Source organism: Mangrovibacterium sp., assembly GCF_059905295.1.
This window is the reverse complement of the sequence record NZ_JBZQJF010000071.1, coordinates 1-21,366: the sequence shown is the minus strand read 5'-3', so window position 1 is coordinate 21,366 and position 21,366 is coordinate 1. Positions and strand designations below refer to the sequence as shown.

The 21,366-nt window shown below is 43.5% G+C and carries 18 protein-coding genes; 9 read left to right on the top strand and 9 right to left on the bottom strand.

From position 1 onward, the window contains the following. Both AC37HE_RS03915 and AC37HE_RS03910 read left to right on the top strand, forming a co-directional pair. Positions 1-2,083 (top strand): phosphatidylglycerol lysyltransferase domain-containing protein (locus AC37HE_RS03915; RefSeq protein WP_500781478.1); only part of this gene is annotated, 2,083 nt, incomplete at its 5' end. Positions 2,084-2,254: 171 nt separating this feature from the next. Continuing rightward, on the top strand, positions 2,255-3,013 hold the full coding sequence (locus tag AC37HE_RS03910; RefSeq protein ID WP_500781477.1) for a nuclear transport factor 2 family protein: 759 nt from the start codon (positions 2,255-2,257) through the stop codon (positions 3,011-3,013). A 141-nt stretch (positions 3,014-3,154) separates the two neighbouring features. Here AC37HE_RS03910 and AC37HE_RS03905 read toward each other — a convergent pair whose 3' ends face one another. After that, complete coding sequence (locus AC37HE_RS03905) at positions 3,155-4,426, bottom strand: cation:proton antiporter (RefSeq protein WP_500781476.1); 1,272 nt, start codon at positions 4,424-4,426, stop codon at positions 3,155-3,157. A gap of 503 nt (positions 4,427-4,929) precedes the next feature. Between AC37HE_RS03905 and AC37HE_RS03900 the strand changes: the two genes are divergently transcribed. After that, positions 4,930-7,803 (top strand): TonB-dependent receptor, encoded by a 2,874-nt coding sequence (locus tag AC37HE_RS03900; RefSeq protein ID WP_500781475.1) that lies wholly within the window; start codon positions 4,930-4,932, stop codon positions 7,801-7,803. An 84-nt stretch (positions 7,804-7,887) separates the two neighbouring features. Here the strand turns inward: AC37HE_RS03900 and ggt are convergent, their stop codons facing one another. After that, the gene (gene ggt, locus AC37HE_RS03895; RefSeq protein ID WP_500781474.1) at positions 7,888-9,582 is read right to left on the bottom strand and encodes a gamma-glutamyltransferase; all 1,695 of its coding nucleotides are present in this window, start codon (positions 9,580-9,582) and stop codon (positions 7,888-7,890) included. 181 nt (positions 9,583-9,763) lie between these two features. Between ggt and AC37HE_RS03890 the strand changes: the two genes are divergently transcribed. Then, a complete protein-coding gene (locus AC37HE_RS03890) occupies positions 9,764-10,075 on the top strand; it encodes an antibiotic biosynthesis monooxygenase family protein (RefSeq protein ID WP_500781473.1) in 312 nt (103 codons plus the stop codon). A gap of 24 nt (positions 10,076-10,099) precedes the next feature. Here the strand turns inward: AC37HE_RS03890 and AC37HE_RS03885 are convergent, their stop codons facing one another. The 7 genes from AC37HE_RS03885 to folK form a co-directional block, all read right to left on the bottom strand. Then, entirely contained in the window at positions 10,100-10,762 is a 663-nt protein-coding gene (locus tag AC37HE_RS03885; RefSeq protein ID WP_500781472.1) for a DUF8845 family protein, read from the bottom strand. Further along, positions 10,759-11,247 (bottom strand): RNA polymerase sigma factor, encoded by a 489-nt coding sequence (locus AC37HE_RS03880; RefSeq protein WP_500781471.1) that lies wholly within the window; start codon positions 11,245-11,247, stop codon positions 10,759-10,761. The genes AC37HE_RS03885 and AC37HE_RS03880 overlap by 4 nt, the downstream gene beginning before the upstream one ends. A 39-nt stretch (positions 11,248-11,286) precedes the next feature. Next, positions 11,287-12,099 carry a pseudouridine synthase gene (locus AC37HE_RS03875; RefSeq protein WP_500781470.1) on the bottom strand — a complete coding sequence of 271 codons (813 nt, stop codon included), beginning with the start codon at positions 12,097-12,099 and terminating at the stop codon, positions 11,287-11,289. A gap of 117 nt (positions 12,100-12,216) precedes the next feature. Further along, the gene (locus AC37HE_RS03870; RefSeq protein WP_500781469.1) at positions 12,217-12,984 is read right to left on the bottom strand and encodes a hypothetical protein; all 768 of its coding nucleotides are present in this window, start codon (positions 12,982-12,984) and stop codon (positions 12,217-12,219) included. 137 nt (positions 12,985-13,121) lie between these two features. Beyond that, positions 13,122-13,751 carry a MarC family protein gene (locus AC37HE_RS03865; RefSeq protein WP_500781468.1) on the bottom strand — a complete coding sequence of 210 codons (630 nt, stop codon included), beginning with the start codon at positions 13,749-13,751 and terminating at the stop codon, positions 13,122-13,124. Between the two features lie 71 nt (positions 13,752-13,822). Beyond that, positions 13,823-15,052: an LL-diaminopimelate aminotransferase gene (locus AC37HE_RS03860; RefSeq protein ID WP_500781467.1), complete on the bottom strand. Its 1,230-nt coding sequence runs from the start codon at positions 15,050-15,052 to the stop codon at positions 13,823-13,825. Positions 15,053-15,159: 107 nt separating this feature from the next. Further along, entirely contained in the window at positions 15,160-15,648 is a 489-nt protein-coding gene (gene folK, locus AC37HE_RS03855; RefSeq protein ID WP_500781466.1) for a 2-amino-4-hydroxy-6-hydroxymethyldihydropteridine diphosphokinase, read from the bottom strand. A gap of 91 nt (positions 15,649-15,739) precedes the next feature. Here folK and sppA point away from each other — a divergent pair, with 91 nt between their 5' ends. The 5 genes from sppA (at position 15,740) to AC37HE_RS03830 (ending at position 21,169) form a co-directional block, all read left to right on the top strand. Continuing rightward, positions 15,740-17,503, top strand: a complete 1,764-nt coding sequence (gene sppA, locus AC37HE_RS03850; RefSeq protein ID WP_500781465.1) for a signal peptide peptidase SppA — start codon at positions 15,740-15,742, stop codon at positions 17,501-17,503. A gap of 141 nt (positions 17,504-17,644) precedes the next feature. Next, positions 17,645-18,742 (top strand): tetraacyldisaccharide 4'-kinase, encoded by a 1,098-nt coding sequence (gene lpxK / locus AC37HE_RS03845; RefSeq protein ID WP_500781464.1) that lies wholly within the window; start codon positions 17,645-17,647, stop codon positions 18,740-18,742. Continuing rightward, a complete protein-coding gene (locus tag AC37HE_RS03840; RefSeq protein ID WP_500781463.1) occupies positions 18,681-19,493 on the top strand; it encodes a purine-nucleoside phosphorylase in 813 nt (270 codons plus the stop codon). Before lpxK ends, AC37HE_RS03840 begins: the two co-directional genes overlap by 62 nt. A 2-nt stretch (positions 19,494-19,495) precedes the next feature. Then, a complete protein-coding gene (locus AC37HE_RS03835) occupies positions 19,496-20,200 on the top strand; it encodes a PrsW family glutamic-type intramembrane protease (protein ID WP_500781462.1) in 705 nt (234 codons plus the stop codon). 12 nt (positions 20,201-20,212) lie between these two features. After that, the gene (locus tag AC37HE_RS03830) at positions 20,213-21,169 is read left to right on the top strand and encodes a pyridoxal-phosphate dependent enzyme (protein WP_500781461.1); all 957 of its coding nucleotides are present in this window, start codon (positions 20,213-20,215) and stop codon (positions 21,167-21,169) included. Positions 21,170-21,366 lie beyond the last annotated feature (197 nt).

Below are 21,366 nucleotides of genomic sequence, written 5' to 3'. Positions count from 1 at the left end.
CGTTGGCTTACTAGCCATCATTGCAGTTATCGTTCTGGCCGTTCGTTCACTCATGAAGGAAGGCTGGTTATTCCGAATCATTATAAAATTACACCCGCCTTTCGAAGCCCAGTATGCCGAGTTCATAGCCATCCAGTTCGATCGCCGTCAATTTATCCGCACGGTGCTTGTTTCTATAGTCATCGAGTTTGTTGGAATGGCTCATCTGCTAATTGCGATGCGAGCCCTCGCCTACCCGATTTCAATTGAAGCAGCCATCATCGGCTATATTGTGTCGGTTATGTTCTTGCTTATTTCACCTTTCCTTCGCGGACTGGGAGCCATCGAGTTATCCATGGGGTTCATTTTAACCCGCTATGGCTTTTCAACCTTACAGGCCGTTTCGGTAACCTTTTTATACCGTTTTTTCGAATTTTGGCTCTTGCTGATCGTTGGCGGTTTCAGCTTTGTATTCGTCCGCAACAATATCGTTCTGCGCATAGCACCGGTTGTCCTTACATTTTCCCTGGGCATTGTTAACCTGGTATCAGTACTTACTCCGGCCATTCATTCCCGTGTTCGCCTGCTGCACGACTTCCTTCCCTGGTATGCCATCGACTTGTCGAACTATGCCGTGTTTATGGTTGGAATTTTTCTGCTTCTTATTTCTGCATTCCTGTTGAAAGGTGTCCGATCGGCCTGGTACATGACCGTTTTTCTGGCAGCCATTTCTGCCATCGGCCATCTTACCAAGGCCATTGATTACGAAGAAGCATCGCTGGCGCTGTTTACCATCGTTGCCCTATTCCTTACCCGACGTCAGTACTTTGTCCGAAACAACCCAAAACTCGTTGACATGGGTATTAATGCTGCTCTAATCTCTATTTGCGCAGTTCTTCTCTACGGCACCATCGGCTTCTATTTTTTGGACCGCAGCTATTTCAATATCGATTTCGACCTGGTGGAATCCATCCGCTACACGGTTCAAAATTTCTTCTTTTACCAAAGTGATGCGCTGGTTCCGACCAACAAGTTTGCCCAAAACTTTCTGTATTCATTAAATGCAGCTGGAGGCCTCACACTTAGCTTTCTACTTTACACACTTATTCGCCCGTACTTTTTCGAGGTGAAAACCGAAGAACGCGAATCAGATGCCGCCCTTGAACTGGTCAGCAAGTTTGGTCGGTCTTCGCTCGACTACTTTAAAACCTATTACGACAAAAGTTTCTTTTTCAGTGCCGATGAAGAAGCTTTTATAGCCTACCGACCTGCCGGGAACTATGCCGTTGTGCTGGAAGATCCGGTTTGTGCAGATGCAGAAAAAATGGCGATGGTCATTCGCGAGTTTGACAGCTTTTGCACAGCCAACGGGATGAAAAGCTTGTTTTACCGCGTACCCGAAAGAAGCCTTCCGGTATACCAACAGCTAAACAAGAAAAGTCTGTTGATCGGCCAGGAAGCGGAACTAGACCTGACAACTTTCACCATCGAGGGGAAAGCCAAGAAATCAATTCGGACTTCGTCGAACAAACAAAAAGAACTTGGGCTAGTTTCCAAAATTTACGAGCCGCCCATTAAAGCAGGACTGTTGCAAAAAATCCATGCCGTTTCGGTTGAATGGCAAAAAGAGCGGGACTACGACGAGCTGGTATTTTCGCAAGGCCTGTTCGATTCCAAAGAGCTGAAGTATCAAACAGTACTAACAGTTGAAGATGCTGAAGAGAAAATCCTGGCTTTTGCCAACATCATCCCCGATTACCAACCGGGCGATGCCACTTACGACCTCATCCGAAATGCCAAGGATAGCCCCAATGGACTGATCGAATTCCTGATGGCTGAATTGTTTTTCTACTTAAAAGACAAAGGTTACAAAACAGCCGACCTGGGCTTTGCTGCGATGGCCGGTATCGAAGAAGGAAGAAATTTTCCTGAAAAAGGCATTCGCTTTGCCTATGACAAATTTCGCTCATTTTCACATTACAAAGGCCTCAAGGAATTCAAAGATAAATTTTCTCCGGATTGGAATAACAGATACTTAATTTACAGCAACGACTACGATCTTTTTAGTGTCCCTTCAGTCTTGAAAAAAGTCGTGAAGCCATAAATCGAAGTTCTCAAAAAAATCATTGCCGCATCGGTTGATTCAAGCCTCCATTCATTAATAACAAAGGCTGGTACTTCTTTGACAAACGTCCAGTTGAAGATCGGGCTTATATAGACGAACTATAATCTCCTATAGCTCGTAACCCCCATATAACCAAACTCTTATTTCATCATGAAACAATTTTTTATTTTTCTGGCCTTGGCTCTCGTGCTGACAGCCTGCCAGAAGCCCAATCCGGAAGCAGAGAAGGCCAATGCAGAAGCTGCCATCAATGAGTTTTATGCAAAAGCTCAGCAATTCGATTTTGAAGCAATAAAAACCCTCTGCACACCCGATTTTTCAGCATTTGAAGACGGGATGTATTTTAACAGCATTGATGATTTCATCCAGGTATTTCAAGGCTTTGAAGGTGCAACCATCAACATTAAAACCGACTTTGTAAAAACGGAAGTATCCGGTAACATCGCAACTTCAATTGTCAAATTCGACGCCAGTTTCACGAACGGCCCCATAGTCATTCATTTTGACACCTACGAAGATTACATTCTGAAAAAAGTGGATAACAAATGGCTGCTGCATTACTTCCACAGCTCTCACCTACCCGATCCGAGCGACACCGGATATGCCAGCATTCACTTGTTAAAAGCGCCGGAAAAGCTGAACATAAATGAACTGAAAGAAAATATAGAGAAACTCAACCAGGCAATTTTATCCTTAGGATATATGGATTGCGGGTATAAACTTTTGAAGATTGAAGAAGGCAGCAGCGATGGTTACAACTATTTCATTCAGGGAAATTGGAAAACGGCTGAAACCTACAAAGCAATTCATGACAGCGAAGCATACAAAACCGTCGAAAAAGCCCTTCCTGAGTCAACAAATGACTTTTTCAAAAATCAACTTTATGTGAAAGTCGACAAGATAAAATAGATACCGAAGACATCGGGGATCGCATGATGGCATAACCTGATTTCACATATTCTTGTAACGTGTAATGGTAAAATACCCTCAAATAAAAAGCCCCATAAGTATCATCCGACACTTATGGGGCTTCAATCGTTGATCTGGAATTTATTCTTGTCGACGTAATAATTTCTTGGAAAGTGGCTTAACCCAAAGTGTTTCGGCTAACACTGAGACCAAAACTGTCGTTATGGTAGCTGAGAGAATAATCTCACCCCAGTCAATCAACATTTGATTGTGGTTCATAAAACCAATCCCCAATGGGATACCGGCCAAAGCCGCAGGAACAACACCCCGAGGTCCCTCAAGAGCAATAAAAAGATATTCCTTGAATGTCCATTTTTTCAACGGAAGGATTACTAAACTGGCAATTGGACGGGCAATAAAAACAACACCCAAACCAATCAAAACACCTTTTAGCAGCGTTTCATTAAGAACCGAAAGATTGACAGTCGCACCAAATAGAAGAAAGATGAATACACTGGCGATATCGGAAAGGATTTCATTAAACTCCATTTCCTTTTTAACGAATTTCTTAAACCCTTCATGTTCATTCCATCTTTTAAATAGCAGCGCATGGTTTCCGAAGACGATACCAATTGTTGTAGCAACCAGGTAACCTGATGTTTGAGCAGCGTCACCAATAAGGAAACCACCAAAAGCAATGGCTAGACCAAAGATTTGAGGTAGCAGCCCCGGTTTTAACCAGCGGATCATCCAGTATCCGGCAAAGCCCAAACCAAAACCAATTGCCAGAGATGAAACAATTTCGTACAAGAAGTAAATAACTCCGGCCCAATAAATAGTCGTAAATTTCGAAATCAACATGACTAAATGCGCCTGATCTGCATTCGGTGCCACCATTGCAATAGCAAGAGTAGTCAATACAATAGCCAGCGGATCATTAAAGATCGATTCAGTAACAATAACTGTCTTAATGTTTTCATCCACATTGTTTTGTTTGAAAAGCGGAATTAGAGTTGCAGGGTCCGTTGCCGAAACAACTGCACCAAAAAGCAATCCGGCCCCAAACGGTAGATGGAAGATGAAAGAAAACAGGTACGCACTTATGAAAGCCGTTGCAAGTAGCCCGACCGTATCCAGCAGGCTAATGGAGAGGATATGTTTCTTAATCATGGCCCATTTCAAGTTATGCCCTTCCGTATACAGAATAAGCACCAACCCTAAAACACGGGCATAATTAAAGACAGTATGTCCCTGGCTATTGGGAATAAGCCCAAGTACAGGACCAAACAACAAACCCAAAACAATCAGGATTGGGATTGAAGAAACTTTTGCTTTTTCACTCAGTAAGAAAGCAACGAAACCAAGCGTCATTACTGTAATAACAGTAAAGTCAATGAGTTCAGTATGCGACATATTAGCTAATTAAAATAGATTAATAACAACCAGCAACCACCTTCAGTTCACGTTCTTAGAATATAATGTCAGTGATAAAGAGCGCAAATATAACAAGCTCCAATTCAATACATTTAAAAATCTATCTATCCTCATCTAAAAATCGTATTTAATTAATCTGCTGTTAACTGATATTAACAAAACCCCTTTTAAACACCCAATTTCACGTCCTAACTATCGAAAATTTTAACATTTCACCGGTCTCATTTTAAAGACAATACAGCTAGAAGGATTTGTTTGGTTTAATCATGTATTCCAGAGATATTTGCTCAAACCTGACACGAACCTTATATTAAAGCCAAACATTTTTCTATTGTTTTTGTTTCATTTCTATCACCTAGAACCAAATACGGCTCAGATGTTATCTTTTTGTAACTTTCACTTCAAATATCAACACATCTAGATACACCAGACCTTTGGTTGTAGGTAGCTTTAAAGACTCTTAACCAAAACACCAGTTGTATATGAGAATTTTCACCTTACTCGCATTTCTACTGATAGCTACATCAGTATTTGCACAATCCTACGAACTTGAGGGAACAGTAACGGACAACGAAGGACAAGCTCTTCCGGGAGCATCCGTAGTTATTAAAGGAACATTCACGGGGACCTCGACCGATGTTAACGGGGCATTTCACCTTAAAGTTACAAGCAGCGATGTACTTGTTGTCAGCTTTGTGGGCTTCGATGATCAGGACGTTCCGGTGAAGGGGCAAACCAAAATTGTGATCGCCTTGCAACCTGGTATTGAAATCGCAGAAGTTGCAGTAATCGGTTCCCGAAATCCAAACAGAACAAGTATTGACACACCGGTTCCGGTAGATGTGATCGACGTTAGCGAACTAACTGCCGCCGGTCCGCAAACCAACCTAAACCAAATATTAAACTATGTTGCACCATCTTTTTCATCGAATACTCAAACGATTTCGGATGGTACTGACCACATCGACCCAGCTTCTTTACGGGGATTAGGTCCCGACCAGGTATTGGTTTTAATCAACGGGAAACGTCGACACACTTCATCTTTAGTCAATGTGAATGGTACTTTTGGCCGCGGTAATGTTGGTACCGACTTAAATGCGATTCCTGCATCCGCAATTAAACGCATTGAAGTTTTGCGTGATGGCGCTGCCGCTCAATATGGTTCGGATGCGATCGCCGGGGTAATCAACATTGTTTTAAACGACAAGACAGATCAGTTGGATTTTAAAGTAACAAGCGGAGCAAACTTCAGCAAAAATGCCAACGAGCAAACCGGCGGTGTTGATGGTGCTACTGTAAACGTTAGCGGAAACTACGGATTACCATTAGGAGATAAAGGCGGATATATCAACTTCACAGGAGACTTTGATTACCGCGATTACTACAACCGGATGAAAGAATGGGAAGGAACAATCTTTAACCTTTACAATACTGTTGAACGTTATGCCAACAATGATGGATATAATTTAGCTTCGCTGCTCGATGATGACGTTACTGATGTAATTACCTATGCCAACCAAGCAGGCATCAGCCTCAACGGAGCAACAACAAAAACAGAGCTCCAAAGTATTTTGTCAGCGGATAACACCGACGCTGAATTAGCTGCACGCGGACTTAAACGCAGCGACTTTAACATGCGCGTTGGTCAATCAGCACTACGAGGAGGTCGTTTCTTTGCCAACTTCGCTCTTCCGCTGGATGATAAGGGAACCGAAATTTACTCCTTCGCTGGCTTAAGCTCCAGGTCGGGAAATTCAGCGGGATTCTATCGTCTACCAAACCAGAGTCGTACCTACACCCCGGCCTATATCAATGGCTTTTTGCCTGAGATCAACTCAAACATTACCGACAAGTCTGTTTCTTTTGGCATTAAAGGGAAGGTATCTGACTGGGATGTCGACTTCAGCAACACCTGGGGGCAAAACGCTTTCATGTATATTATCGGGAACACCTCGAATGCTTCAATGCAAAATTCATCACCAACAACTTTCGATGCCGGCGGGTTTGCTTTTACGCAAAACACAACCAATCTTGATATTTCAAAATATCATGATGATATTTTCGAAGGCCTGAACGTCGCATTCGGAGCCGAATATCGCCTCGAGAAGTATGAGATTGTTGCAGGTGAAGAAGCCAGCTATGCTCAATATACTGCCGACGGCGATGTTATTACAAATGCAACACAACAGCCTGCTCAAGACTTCTTCGGTGCATCGCGTCCGGGTGGTTCACAAGTATTCCCGGGCTTCAGTCCTAAGAACGAACTATCGAGAGGTAGAAATAGTATTGCCGGTTATGTCGACCTTGAAGCTGATTTAACTAAAGCACTCATGTTAAGCTTTGCCACTCGATTTGAAAATTATTCTGATTTTGGATCAACTCTCAACTTCAAAGTGGCTTCGATGTTTAAAGCAGCTGAAAATTTCAATATTCGCGCAGCATTCAACACAGGCTTCCGCGCTCCATCGTTACACCAGCTTTACTTCAACTCAACCTCTACTATTTTCGATCAAAACGGAAACCCACAGGAAGTTGGGACCTTTGCAAACGACAGCCGTGCAGCCAAGCTGCTTGGCATCCCCAAATTAAAGGAAGAAACATCATCGAGTGTCAGCGCTGGTTTTACAGCCAAAGCCCCTGCATTGAACCTGAGCTTTACAGTCGACGGTTATTTCATCAAGATTGACGACCGTATTGTTTATACCGGACAATTCCAAGGACCGGGGACAGGCACTGAACTCGACAATTTGCTGGCGCAGGCCAACGCAACTGCTGCCTCATTCTTCGCGAATGCAATCAATACGGAGTCAAAAGGGTTAGACATTGTGATTACACAGAAAGCCAAACTGGGTAACAACTCTTTACTGAAATCCGATTTATCGGCTACTTTCTCTAAGACCAACCAGGTAGGTCCAATCAAGGCTTCCCGTGTTTTGGAGGATGCAGGACTGGTAAGTACCTACTTCCCGGAAGACAGCCGTATTTACCTGGAAGAAGCTGTACCAAGAACAAAAATCAACTTGTCGAATACCTTCGCCATGTCCAAGTTCAACATCTTCCTTCGTAACGTTTACTTCGGCAAAGTCACTGAAGCAACAACGAACATTGACAGACAACAGGTATTTAGTGCCAAAGTGGTAACTGACCTTTCAGTTGGATATAAACTTAGTGAACCGTTAACCATTACGATTGGAGCAAACAACCTATTCGATATTTACCCCGACCGTGCAGCACAAAAGCTGGCTGACGGAGGTAATAACCGAAGTGAAGGTCGTTTCGACTGGTCGCGCAGAGCACAACAATTTGGCATCGGCGGTCGGTTCCTTTTTGCTCGCCTTAGTTTCTTACTGAAGTAATTTTAAACTCCGATCAAACTAATATAAAAAGGGTTTTCCCGTTTGGGAAAACCCTTTTCTATTGTCATGTAATCAAATCAATCGTTAAAAACCAACGGCCTCATCATCTCCCCGAGGATCAGCACCTCCTTCAAGCTGTCCATCGGGCAATACCAGTACAGCATCAACTTTCCCAATAACCGGTGTATTTCCCCGATCAATGTGATACCCTAACTGGCGTAAGGGTTCGAAAACCAAGGTGTCGAAAGCCGGCTCAAATTTGATATTGTCAGGAAGCCACTGGTGGTGAAAACGAGGCTTGGTAACCGACTCCTGCATTCCCATTCCATATTCCAATACATTTAAAATATTCTGGGCCACCGATGTTATTATCGTCGATCCTCCCGGCGTTCCCACAACCATTTTCAATTGACCTTTTTGTTCCACAATAGTGGGGGTCATAGAACTCAACATCCTTTTCCCGGGCTGAATTGAATTCGCTTCGGCTCCAACCAACCCAAACATATTCGGAGTACCTGGCTTAGCACTAAAATCATCCATTTCATTGTTCAAAAAGAATCCGGCACCATCCACATACACTTTCGATCCGTAAGCACCATTGAGAGTTGTAGTTACCGAAACGGCATTCCCAAAAGAATCGACAATTGAATAATGTGTTGTTTCATTACTTTCAACAGCATTCAGCTGGCCATGCGAAATTTCGGAAGAGGAGCTGGCGTGTTGCCAGGAAAAGTCAGCCATGCGATGCTTCAAATAAGAATCAGATATTAAGCTGTCAACCGGAATCTGTACAAAATCCGGATCTCCTAAAAAGTGAGCCCTATCGGCATAAGCTCTTCGCTCTGCTTCGGTAAGCAACTGAATATACGGGACACTATTTTGTTTATACTGACCGATATTGAATGGCTCGATACTTTTCAATATTTGAGCTAAACAAATTCCTCCGCTCGACGGTGGTGGCATACTTATAATTTTAGACCCTTTATAAGAGAAAACAATCGGTTTCCGCCACTGAGCCTGGTAGGCTGCCAGATCTTCTTTCGTCATAATTCCACCACCTTGCTGAATGCAATCGACAATCAGATCTGCTGTTTTTCCTTTATAAAATTCATCACGACCTAAATCCCGAATACGCAACAAGGTTTCAGCAAGCTCGGGATACCGGATTGTATCTCCTTCCTGCCATTCCCGATCCAATAAAATAGTCCGTCGGTTAGCCTTCTCGAAAAAAGATCGGTAATGATTTAATCGTGCTGCTTGTTTGGCAGTAACTACCACACCTTTCAATGCCAAATCAATGGCAGGCTGAATCAAACTATCCATAGGGAGCTTTCCAAATCGCTGGTGAACAGCAAAAAGTCCGGCAACAGTACCAGGTACACCAATAGCCATCGCCCCCAACGTACTTTTCCCGGGAACAACATTCCCATCTCCATCCAAATACATATCGTGCGTAGCTGCCAATGGGGCCTTCTCCCGATAATCGAGCGCTCCACATTCTCCGTTCTGCAAGCGATACACCATAAATCCACCACCTCCAATATTTCCGGCAAAGGGGTAAGATACCAGTAATGCAAGATCGGTCGCAACCATTGCATCAAAGGCATTTCCTCCTTTTCGCATAATTTCAACACCTATTTCAGAAGCCTCTCCTCTGGCCGATACAACCATCGCTTTATTCGCAACAACGCCTAATGACTTTTGCTTAGTTTCATTTTTGGAAACGGTTTGACATTGAACTAAGGCAAGTGCTAAAAATAAGATCAGAATTTTCCGCATAACACAATTGTTTTGGAATGATTATCAAAAATACCGAAACTCCGGATATATATGACATGTTATACGTTAAGCCTAACTGAAGAATCCGGGCACCTGGAATTCGTTTAAAGAAAAAACGTACAATAAATTAGCCTCACAGCAAATCCTGTTTTCTAATTTTATCTATCAAAAACAAACAGATATGATCGCACAGACACCACAACCGCCATACTATGCCGTGATCTTCACATCGATTCGAACTGAAGGTGACAACGGATATTCAACGATGTCAGATTTAATGCTTAGCCTGGCAAAAAAACAGGATGGATTTCTAGGTGCAGAAAGCGCAAGGAACGAGCTAGGAATGACTGTTTCGTACTGGAAAGATTTGGAATCTATTAGAAATTGGAAAGAAAATACACAACATCAGATTGCACAAGAAAAGGGACGCAACGAATGGTACAAATCCTTTAAAGTGAGAATTGCGAAAGTTGAGCGCGATTACGAAATGTGATGAAAATAGTGGAGCACCCGGGAACTACTCAATTTCGTCAAGCTCACTTAAAGTCGCTTTCAGTTGCTTGATGTAACGCCCGTACAGACGACAGAAGCCCCAGTGAAAAACCAGGAAGATTACAGCAATAATCACCAGCAAGATACCCAAGCTGGTTAGTAAAACCACTTGGTTTCGTTCGGCCAGCATCGTTTCAGCCTTTACATCCGGGTTACCAAAGAAACCTGCAACAGCCGAAATAACAATCACAAAAAGGAATACGGTTAGGGCCCCATAAAACAAGCGGCGAAATGTCATCAAAGCCTGGATGGAATCAGCCAATACACGACGCATATCGTTGCTTTGCGAGTAATGATTTTTTACCCCTTTGTATTGGTTCCAGAAGTAACCGAATGTTCCTACTAGGATAATGGTATTTAGGGCATCTATCAGGTAGATCCAGGCCGGCACCTGAGTTCCTTCAGCAAATTTAGGGGTCAGATAAAAATCGTCAATCATGAAGAATAGGACCAAAGCGACAATCACCGTAAAGCCAATCCACACGTTCCGGTCAATGCGGTCAATCAGCCCATTGGTACGACGCTTCAGCATTCGACGCAACTCCGTCTCGTCAACGCGGTGGCGACTGGCTTGTTTGTCGGAAAATTTATTCCAGGCATTTTTAAGTTGATCCAGTTCCATACTCATTCTTCAATATTCATCTGTTTCTTCAACTTGTGTTTGATCCGGTTCATCTTCACACGAACGTAATTCTGTGTAATTCCGGTAATATCGGCAATCTCTTCGTAACTCTTGTTCTCCAAAAAAAGCAAAATAATCGATTTTTCAATTCCACTCAAATGGGTAATTGCCTGATGCAACATTCGCATTTGCTCATCAGTTGTCGGGTCGTATTCCTCATGCGCCAGTTGCACAGTATCAATGGTCAATCCATTATGATCGGGCTGGCGCTTAGTTTTCTTAAAACTTGTGATAGCCGTGTTCAGCGCCACCCGGTACATCCAGGTTGTAAACTTCGACTCTTCACGAAACGAAGGATATGATTTCCACAGTTGGGTAAGAATTTCCTGAAAAAGATCGCGACGATCCTCTTCCGAATCACAATAAACGGAACATACCTTGTGTATGATTCCCTGGTTTTCTGTGATTATTTCGACAAACTCTTTTTCCAACGTTTTACTGATTAGTTGCTGAAAATTGAAATTATTACATCAATTCATCTTCAGGAAACTAATTTCCTTTGGCGAAAGGAAACGCCATTTCCCGCGAGGTAAGTTTTTCTTGGTTAATCCGGCAAAATAAACACGATCCAAACGGGCTACTTTATAGTCGAAATGTGCAAAAATACGTCGTACGATCCGATTTCGTCCCGAATGAATTTCAATTCCTACTTGCTTTTTGTCTGCCGGGTCGACAAAGCTTATTGAGTCGGATTTAATAAACCCATCTTCCAATTCAATACCTTTTTGGATTTGCTCCATATGCTCTTCAGAGAAGTCAACATTCAAAAAAACATGGTAAATCTTTTTCTTTTCGTAGCTCGGATGTGTCAGCTTTTTAGCCAGTTCTCCATCATTGGTAAACAGCAATACACCTGAAGTTTCTTTATCCAAACGACCAACAGGATAAATGCGTTCCTCGCAGGCATTATTCACCAGTTCCATCACGGTATGTTCGGCATGCGGATCATCCAGAGTCGTTACAAAACCCCGTGGTTTATTCAGTAACAGGTAAACTTTCTTTTCCACATTCAGTGGCTGCCCCTTGTACGATACTTCGTCACGCTTGCTCACCTTAGCGCCAAGCTCGGTTACAACTTCCCCATTTACCGTAATCTCGCCGTCGGCAATTAGCTTGTCGGCTTCTCTACGGGAGCATACGCCGGAGTTGGCAATATATTTATTCAGGCGAATCTCTTCAGCCCCTTTTTTTATCAAACTAACCTTTTTCTTTTCGGGTTGAAAAGATTTCTCGTCTTGTTGCGGTTTACGACGTGAATGGTGTCCTCCGTCCCGATTTTTCATGTTTCTCATATGTAGCTGTCAAATTGCGACAAAGGTCGGAAAATTATGCAAATAAAAAAGATCTAACATTCTGAGGGGTTAACATCTCACTGAGCTCTTCTAAAAATTACCAACGCCTTATTCCGGCTTCGAATCATCCTTCGCTGCAAATTGTTCCTGCTGATACAGCAGATATTGCTTTAGGATGGCATCGCGAACATCATACTCGTTGGAATGAGCTGTCAATACATTTTTTTGGTTGAAGTAAATCATAAAGGTATCGGCCTCGCTAGTATTCAAGCCTGTGAGAGCCATAACAACATCTTTGTTGTAATATTTTGAAAGGCGTTGCCATTGTTCGTCACTAATCATGGCTGCTCGCACCGCCCGCTTTTCTTTTTCACGTTTACTTAGGTGATATTGCAGAAACGAAGCGGGCGAAAAAAGTGCTGCTAACACCGATGGTTTTTTCTGGAAAGCATCTCCCCGTAAGGTCGGATCCAGATCTGAAGGCTTTCCGGTTCCCACACCATCCATATTTACTTTTTTACCTTGACCGGTAACTTTCACCTCTCCAATAGCCACCCGCAACGGACGGGCATAAATAGTGAGCACACTGTCTTCTTTGTAAGTATAAGGCACATGCACATAATCACGCATGAAGCCCATTGCAGATAAGCCAATGCTATCCACATTCAGCATCTCCATGGAGAAATAACCATTCACATCGGTAGTTGTACCTCCGCGAGTACGCATATTTACAATGTGGGCATAACTCACTGGCGAACCATCGTCCTGATTAATCAATCTTGCCTTCAGGTAAATCAATACGGGGTCGATCAAGTCATCATCCTGAGTACCTTGCGCTTGAACCGGCCCGGAGAAACCGATTGACAGTAAAAACATCAAACTAAAAATAATTCGCATAGATTACAAAAATACAGAATTCCGAATGGCTTATAAACACACAAAAACTATTCCTCACATTATTTAACAAGATTTAAGGGAAAGCTATAACGTTCATTGCAGGTAATCAGCAACCTTTAGGATTGTCCCAACAGGCTGAACGACAACTTCACACCTTCAACAACCATTTGCGTACCAATGATTGCAATAATCAATCCCATCAACTTCCCGATAACCGCGATCATGTTATTTCCCAATTTACCAACTATTGCATCGCTTAAAGCAAAAGCCCAATAAGTAAGCAAACAGATAAATGCAAAAACGGCAATAACGATACCGATGTGCGAGTAGCTGGCATCGGTTACATTATTCATGGCTGTTACAATAGTCCCCGGGCCTGCCAGTATTGGAATGGCCAGTGGCGAAACAGCAATGCCTGTATCTTCGTCCTCACCGGGCCGGGTTGAATGGACTGCCGACTTGCGGGACATTAACATCTCGAAGCCCACATAAAAAATCAGGATTCCTCCGGTAATCTTAAATGCCGGAATTGTAATCCCGAAAATCTCAAAGATGTACTTGCCCACAACAACAAAAGAGGCCACAATCAAAAAAGCGATTATCGTAGCCAGCTTTGCTACTTTCTTTTTGGTTTCCGGTTTCTCGCCTTCAACAAGCCCTAAAAAGATAGGTGTATTGGCAATTGGGTTCATAATGGCAAAAAAACCGGTAAAAACAGTCAGGGTGTAAGTAAATAGTTGTCCCATAATGAATCGTTTTTATAAAAAGAAACCCCAACCAACAGGCTGGGGTTCACAAGATATGCTTAAAAATACGATTAGCTTAAGTTTTTAATGCGCTCCATTGCTTCGATGACGTTTTCACGATCAGCAAAAGCTGAAAAGCGGAAGTAACCTTCGCCGGCAGGACCAAAGCCAGATCCGGGAGTTCCAACAACATTTGCTTCATTCAGCACCTTGTCGAAGAAATCCCATGAGCTCATATTATTTTTAGTTTTCACCCAGATATAAGGCGCGTTAACACCGCCGTAAACCGTGTAACCGGCAGCCGACAAGCTTTCTCGCATAAGTCGGGCATTTTCCATATAATAGGCCACAACTTCTTGCACTTCCTTCTGACCTGCTTCTGAATAAACAGCCGCTGCTGCTTTTTGAACCGGGTAAGAAACACCATTAAATTTAGTGGTATGACGACGTAACCATAATTTTTTTACCGAATGTGCTGTTCCTTCTTTATCGAAGGCTTTCAACTCTTCCGGAATTACGGTAAATGCACAACGCGTACCTGTAAAACCTGCTGTTTTAGAAAAACTTCTAAATTCTATAGCGACTTCTTTGGCTCCTTCGATTTCGTAAATTGAACGAGGAATACCTGCTTCAGTGATGAAAGCTTCGTAAGCTGCATCGAAAAGGATGATACACTTGTTTTCCTGCGCATATTTCACCCATTTCGTCAACTCTTCTTTCGAAGCAACAGTTCCGGTTGGGTTGTTCGGATAGCAAAGGAAAATCAGGTCAGGACGCTCTGCCGGAAGATCAGGGATGAAACCGTTTGCATCAGTACAAGGCATATAAACAATGCCTGAATAGTAGCCATTAGCAGCACATTCGCCTGTTTTTCCACTCATAACAGTGGTATCTGCGTAAACGGGGTAAACCGGGTCGCAAATCGCAATTTTATTGTCGTTTCCGAATACTTCCTGAATGTTTCCGGTATCGCACTTCGAACCATCTGAAACAATAATGTCGTCAGCTTTGATATCGATTCCGTTTGCCTGGTAAGCTTTTTTGGCAATCACCTCACGCAGGAAATCGTAACCTTGCTCCGGGCCGTAACCTCTGAAAGTAGCAGCGTTACCCAATTCTTCAACTCCTTCGTGGAATGCTTTCAACACAGTAGGAGCCAATGGTTGAGTTACATCGCCAATACCCATACGGATTACTTTTTTATCCGGATGTTCATCGGTAAATTCTTTCACGCGACGGCCAATTTCCGGGAAAAGATATCCGGCTTTCAGCTTCAAATAGTTTTCGTTAATTAATGCCATGTATTTCGATTATTTAAATGAATTTCTGTTTTTAATTTGAACGGGCACAAAGTTACAAAACGCGGGCAATATGCAAAAGGCAACAGTTAAAATAGCGGAGAGAAATACTAATCAATCAATCGTTTAACAGTTAATTGATCCGAGCAATCTTCGAGCAGACCTATAATACTTTGCTTGAACACCGGATGAACAAAGCCGGCAGCAACCTCAGCCAGAGGCTCAAGCACAAAACGGCGATCGATCATCCGGGGATGCGGCAACTCCAAATCCGGTTCGTGAAATACCAGATCATCGTAAAATAGCAGGTCAATATCAATTAAGCGGGAAGTATAACGGGCTGCCTTTCGAATACGCCCCAGCTCCAGTTCAATCGACTTGGTGAACTTCAGCACCTCAACAGGAGTGAGCTTTGTTTCGATTACAACCACCTGGTTCCAGAACAAATCGTCACATTCAAATCCCCAAGGTTCAGTTTCGTAGATAGAAGATGTTTCGATGATGGCCCCCAACTCCTCTTCCAGACGCTGACGAGCAGATTTAAATATCTGTGCCTTATCGCCCAAATTCCCCCCTAACAATAAAAAAAGCTTCGCCATCTTATAAACAAAATGTAATGAAATTAGTAAATTCGTGTTCAATAGGACAAGAAGCCACAAAACTACAAACACAAAATTAGATTTCACTATTATGAGAAATTTTTTAAAGTATACGCTGGCAACAATTGTTGGTGTTATCATTTCCGGAATCATTGGATTCCTTATTCTGGCAGGTGTTTTCTCGGCTATGTTATCATTTTCGGAAAAACCAGTCGTGGTTGAGGATAACTCGGTACTGATTCTAGACTTCAAAAAGGAGATTGTTGAACGGGCAGTCGATAATCCGCTCGCTGGTTTGCCAATTCCTCACATCGGCGAAACCGGAAAAATGGGATTGGATGCTATCCTGGAAAGCATTGAAAAAGCCAAAACCGACGATCAAATTAAGGGGATTTACCTCAACCCAAGTGTCATTCGTGCAGGCATGGCAAGCCTTGAAGAAATTCGCCAGGCACTGACCGACTTTAAAACGTCGGGTAAATTTATTTACGCCTACAGCGATGGCTACTCGCAAAAAGCCTATTACCTGGCCTCGGTTGCCGACAAAGTAGCTTTAAATCCACAAGGCATGCTCGAGTTCCAGGGCCTAAGCTCTCAACGCATGTTTTACAAGCATGCCCTGGACAAATTTGGTATTGACATGCAAATCGTCCGCCATGGTAAGTTCAAGTCAGCCGTTGAACCGTTTATGCTTGACAAAATGAGTGAAGCCAGTAAACTGCAAACACGGACATACCTCAACAGTATCTGGTCGCAAATAGTTGATGCAATATCCGAATCCCGGGGAATCTCACCCGAAAAAATCAATCAGATTGCCGATTCGGTAGCGACCTTTATGCCGGCAGAAGATTTAGTAAAAGTCGGTTTAGTGGATACCCTGATTTACAAAGATCAACTGATCAACAAACTGAAAGAATTGACCGGAATTGACAAAGAAGATGATATTCCAGCCATTGGAGTTGGAGACTATTCCAAAGTCCCCGCAAAGGAATCCCCGAAATTTAGTCGCGACAAAATAGCTGTAATTTATGCTGAAGGTGAAATTGACGGAAACGATGCGGATGGTATCAATTCAGAAAAGTTATCTCGAACAATCCGCGAAGCTCGCCGCGATTCATCGATCAAAGCAATCGTATTCCGGGTGAATTCTCCGGGTGGAAGTGCTTATGGCTCCGAAGTGATCTGGCGGGAAGTGAAACTGGCCAAAGAGGTGAAACCGGTTATCGTATCAATGGGTGATGTGGCCGCTTCTGGTGGTTATTATATTTCTGCAGCAGCCGATACAATTATGGCCGACCGAACAACCATCACCGGGTCAATCGGGATATTTGGCATGTTTCCCAATATTGGCAAATTGCTCAACGATAAAATCGGGATTACCTCCGATGCTGTTGGTACCAATGCAAATTCCAACCTTCTTCAATACGACCGGCCGCTGACCAGTTTTGAACGGGCGAAGTTACAAGCTTACATCGAACGCGGCTACGACACCTTCATTACCCGCGTTTCCGATGGACGTTCAATTCCCAAAGAACAGGTTGACGAGATTGGCCAAGGTCGCGTATGGGCCTCAACAGATGCTAAAGAGCGCGGGTTGGTTGACCTTTATGGCGGAGTAAACGACGCGATAAAATTAGCAGCAAAAATGTGCGGACTGGAAAACTACCGAATCACAAAGCTTCCCAAGCTACCGGATCCGCTGGAAGAATTCGTGAAGAATTTTACCGGAGAAGCCCGGACTTTCTTTCTAAAAGAAGAATTGGGTGATCAATATAAAATATACCAACAACTAAAAAATGCTGTCAACTCGAAAGGCATCATGGCCCGTATGCCCTACGATATTACATTCGAGTAAAATAAGCGCCGGTAAATCGAGCATTAAAACTTAAGTTACCAAGCATTTAATCAAAATTTTTACATGGAAGAAGTTACCTCAAAAGGGTAACTTCTTTTTATTGCTTATGATTTTGGTAAATTCGCAGTACAAATGTGTGCTATGATAAAAATTCTCTTATATCCACTATCGATTCTTTACGGAATAGTTGTTTACATACGTAATATGCTTTACGACACTAAGGTGTTCAAATCTACAGAGTTCGAGATTCCGGTAATCTCGATTGGGAATATTACCGTTGGCGGAACGGGGAAAACACCACACACCGAATATTTGGTAGAACTCCTGAAAAAACATGTGAACGTGGCAACCCTGAGCCGCGGTTATAAGCGAAAAACGAAAGGGTTCTTTTCGGTACAGCAGACCTCTGATGTAAAGAATGTTGGTGACGAGCCACTACAGATTAAACAGAAATTTCCGGAGGTAACAGTGGCAGTGGACGAAAACCGGGTTCATGGTATCCAGCAACTCATGAGAGACGAAAAGCCCGACGTAATTTTGCTCGACGATGCTTTTCAGCATCGCAAAGTAACTCCGGGTATCAACATTTTGCTGATCGACTATAACCGCCCCATCGAAGACGATCATCTGTTGCCAATGGGACGACTGCGGGAAAGAGCTTATCACAGGCGCCGGGCCAACATCATTATTTACACCAAATGCCCGGATGAAATAGCACCGATCACTCGCCGGATCATCATGAAGAATGTGCACCTTCTCCCCTATCAGTCACTGTATTTTACAACCATGGTTTATGGCGAAGCGGAGCCTGTATTCCCGGAACTGGCTCAAGAACATCCCCAATTTACCAACTCAGAAACCCCTGCTATTATGCTTTCTGGAATCGCCAACCCGGCACCATTCCGAAAATATTTAGCAGCACACACAAACCTTATGGATGAAATCGTGTTTAGTGATCATCACAACTTTACAAAACGTGATTACAACCAGATTGAAGACATTTATCAAAAACACAAAACCGAAAACACCTATATACTAACAACTGAAAAAGATGCTGTTCGCCTGCGCTTTTCAACAGAACTGAGCGACGAGCTAAAAGCAAAACTGTTCTACGTACCGGTAAAAATTCACTTCCTCGACAGTGAAGGAAAAAGTTTTAACAAAAAAATAGTAGGCTATGTTAAAGACAATAGAAGCAACCGCAGACTTCATCAAAACAATCATTGGCAAACAACCTGAAATCGGAATCATTCTAGGCTCCGGCTTAGGCGGATTGGCCAAAGAAATTGAAGTTGAAAAAGAGATTCCTTACGGCGACATTCCCAACTTCCCTGTATCAACGGTCGACGGTCATAATGGCCATTTAATTTCCGGCAAATTAGGTGGCAAGCAGGTTCTGGCCATGCAGGGACGATTCCATTATTACGAAGGTTATAATATGAAAGAGGTAACCTTCCCGGTGAGAGTCATGAACAAGATGGGCATTAATTACCTGTTTGTTTCCAATGCAACAGGAGGCTTAAATCCCGACTTTAAAATTGGCGACCTGATGATCATTAATGACCATATCAATATGTTCCCCGAGCACCCACTGCACGGCCCAAATGAGAATGAACTGGGACCTCGTTTTCCTGACATGAGCCAGGCTTACTGCAAAGAATTACGCCAAAAAGCCAAGTTCATTGCTCTGAAAAATAAAATTGAGATTAAAGAAGGTGTCTACGTAGGTGTTCAGGGTCCAACTTTCGAAACCCCCGCTGAGTATAAGATGTTCCGCATTCTTGGTGGCGATGTTGTAGGTATGTCGACTGTGCCCGAGGTAATAGTTGCCCGCCATATGAATATGAAAGTGTTTGGGATCTCGATTGTAACCGACAGTGGCGTTCCGGGCGAGATTGTTGAAATTTCGCACGAAGAGGTTCAGGAGGTCGCCATGAAATCGGAACCTTACATGACCCAAATTCTAAAACAGCTAATCGAAGAGATTTAACCATGAATAATTTGCTGCTACTGGCGCTGGCTCCCGTTGCTATTTTGCTAAGCTACGTTTGGCTGCGCGACAAATACGAACGCGAACCCTGGTCGATGTTGCTTAAAGCTTTAGCCTTAGGTGCTGTCTCTGTTATCCCCATCCTTATTGTAGAACGTTTTCTGATGGGCTTCATTGACAACTTCAACGGCTACCCGCGGGCCTTTTACAATGCGTTTGTTGTAGCAGCCTTTACCGAGGAACTATTCAAATTCCTGTTTCTCTACCTGCTGATTTGGAAGAGCAGGGAATTCAATGAAAAGTTCGACGGCATTGTTTATGCAACTTTCATTTCATTGGGTTTTGCTGCCGTCGAAAATATCCTATACGTATCTCAGCACGGCGTACAGGTGGGCATCACAAGAGCACTTACGGCTGTTCCTGCTCACTTTTTATTTGGTGTTTGCATGGGCTACTTTTTGGGTATGGCCCGCTTTTTTGCCTATCGCCGGCCAGCCATGATGCGGATGGCGATCCTCGTGCCAATGCTTTTACATGGTATTTACGACTTCATCCTCATGTCGCAGAATCACTTTCTGCTGCTGCTTTTCATCCCTTTCATTATAGCCATGTGGCGCTTTGGCTTGAAAAAGATGAAGGAATTGTCCGACAGCTCCGTTTTTCGCTTCAATTATAATTCGAAAGGCCCCTTATTCCCTGAATCCTAAAAAACATTCAACATGAAACTTCCAGAATTTGCAGATATCGCACAAGCTCACGAACGCATTCGTCCGTTTGTTCATCGTACACCGGTTTTAAGTTCATCGACTATGAACCGAATTCTGAATTGCGAACTTTATTTTAAATGTGAAAACCTGCAAAAAGTAGGTGCTTTTAAATTTCGGGGAGCATGTAATGCCGTTTTTTCGTTAAGTGATGAAGAAGCTGCCAAGGGAGTTTGCACCCATTCGTCGGGCAACCATGCAGCGGCACTGGCCCTGGCTGCCCGTATGCGAGGCATCCCGGCCTATATCGTAATGCCCGAAACAGCACCAAACATCAAAAAACAAGCTGTGGAGAGCTACGGCGGACAAATTACCTTTTGCAAACCAAGCCTGGAGGCCCGCGAAACAACGCTGGCAAAGGTTGCAACGGAAACCGGAGCAATAGAAATTCATCCGTACAATAACTTCAACGTCATTTGCGGACAAGGAACTGCAGCCAAAGAATTAATTGAAGACAAAGGCTTATTCGACATTGTGCTATGCCCGATTGGTGGCGGGGGTTTATTAAGCGGGACAGCCATTGCAACACGCACCCTAAACCCCAAAGCACTGGTTATAGCAGCCGAACCCGAAGGTGCCGACGATGCCTACCGCTCGTTTCACGCACACAAACTCATTCCTTCGGTTAACCCCAAAACGATTGCCGACGGCCTGCTCACATCGGTGGGCGAGATCAACTTCCGCATTATTCAGCGTAAAACCGACGAGATTGTAACCGTTTCGGAGCGCGGCATTGTACGTGCCATGCGCATGATTTGGGAACGCATGAAGATTATTGTTGAGCCATCATCGGCTGTTCCGTTGGCAGCCATCCTCGAAAATAAACTGGATGTACGCGGCAAAAAAGTGGGAATCATCCTGAGTGGCGGTAATGTTGACCTGGAAAAACTTCCCTTCCATGAGTTTATATAAGTCTGCAAGCCATTTTCAAAAGCCCGCAGCCCCATATTTAGGGATTATAGCCCGTGCCGAAGAAGCGATTACCCCATAGTGAAGGGGTGATTACCCGTACCACAAGGGGTGTTTACCCCATAGCGAAGGGGTGATTACCCCATAACAAAGGGGTGATTACCCGTAACGAAGGGGTGATTACCCGTACCACAAGGGAT

Coding starts and splice junctions, on each gene's coding strand:
- AC37HE_RS03910 (WP_500781477.1), top strand. CDS start 2,255: ATGAAACAATTTTTTATTTTTCTGGCCTTGGCTCTCGTGCTGACAGCC.
- AC37HE_RS03905 (WP_500781476.1), bottom strand. CDS start 4,426: ATGTCGCATACTGAACTCATTGACTTTACTGTTATTACAGTAATGACG.
- AC37HE_RS03900 (WP_500781475.1), top strand. CDS start 4,930: ATGAGAATTTTCACCTTACTCGCATTTCTACTGATAGCTACATCAGTA.
- ggt (WP_500781474.1), bottom strand. CDS start 9,582: ATGCGGAAAATTCTGATCTTATTTTTAGCACTTGCCTTAGTTCAATGT.
- AC37HE_RS03890 (WP_500781473.1), top strand. CDS start 9,764: ATGATCGCACAGACACCACAACCGCCATACTATGCCGTGATCTTCACA.
- AC37HE_RS03885 (WP_500781472.1), bottom strand. CDS start 10,762: ATGAGTATGGAACTGGATCAACTTAAAAATGCCTGGAATAAATTTTCC.
- AC37HE_RS03875 (WP_500781470.1), bottom strand. CDS start 12,099: ATGAAAAATCGGGACGGAGGACACCATTCACGTCGTAAACCGCAACAA.
- AC37HE_RS03870 (WP_500781469.1), bottom strand. CDS start 12,984: ATGTTTTTACTGTCAATCGGTTTCTCCGGGCCGGTTCAAGCGCAAGGT.
- AC37HE_RS03865 (WP_500781468.1), bottom strand. CDS start 13,751: ATGGGACAACTATTTACTTACACCCTGACTGTTTTTACCGGTTTTTTT.
- AC37HE_RS03860 (WP_500781467.1), bottom strand. CDS start 15,052: ATGGCATTAATTAACGAAAACTATTTGAAGCTGAAAGCCGGATATCTT.
- folK (WP_500781466.1), bottom strand. CDS start 15,648: ATGGCGAAGCTTTTTTTATTGTTAGGGGGGAATTTGGGCGATAAGGCA.
- sppA (WP_500781465.1), top strand. CDS start 15,740: ATGAGAAATTTTTTAAAGTATACGCTGGCAACAATTGTTGGTGTTATC.
- lpxK (WP_500781464.1), top strand. CDS start 17,645: ATGATAAAAATTCTCTTATATCCACTATCGATTCTTTACGGAATAGTT.
- AC37HE_RS03840 (WP_500781463.1), top strand. CDS start 18,681: ATGTTAAAGACAATAGAAGCAACCGCAGACTTCATCAAAACAATCATT.
- AC37HE_RS03835 (WP_500781462.1), top strand. CDS start 19,496: ATGAATAATTTGCTGCTACTGGCGCTGGCTCCCGTTGCTATTTTGCTA.
- AC37HE_RS03830 (WP_500781461.1), top strand. CDS start 20,213: ATGAAACTTCCAGAATTTGCAGATATCGCACAAGCTCACGAACGCATT.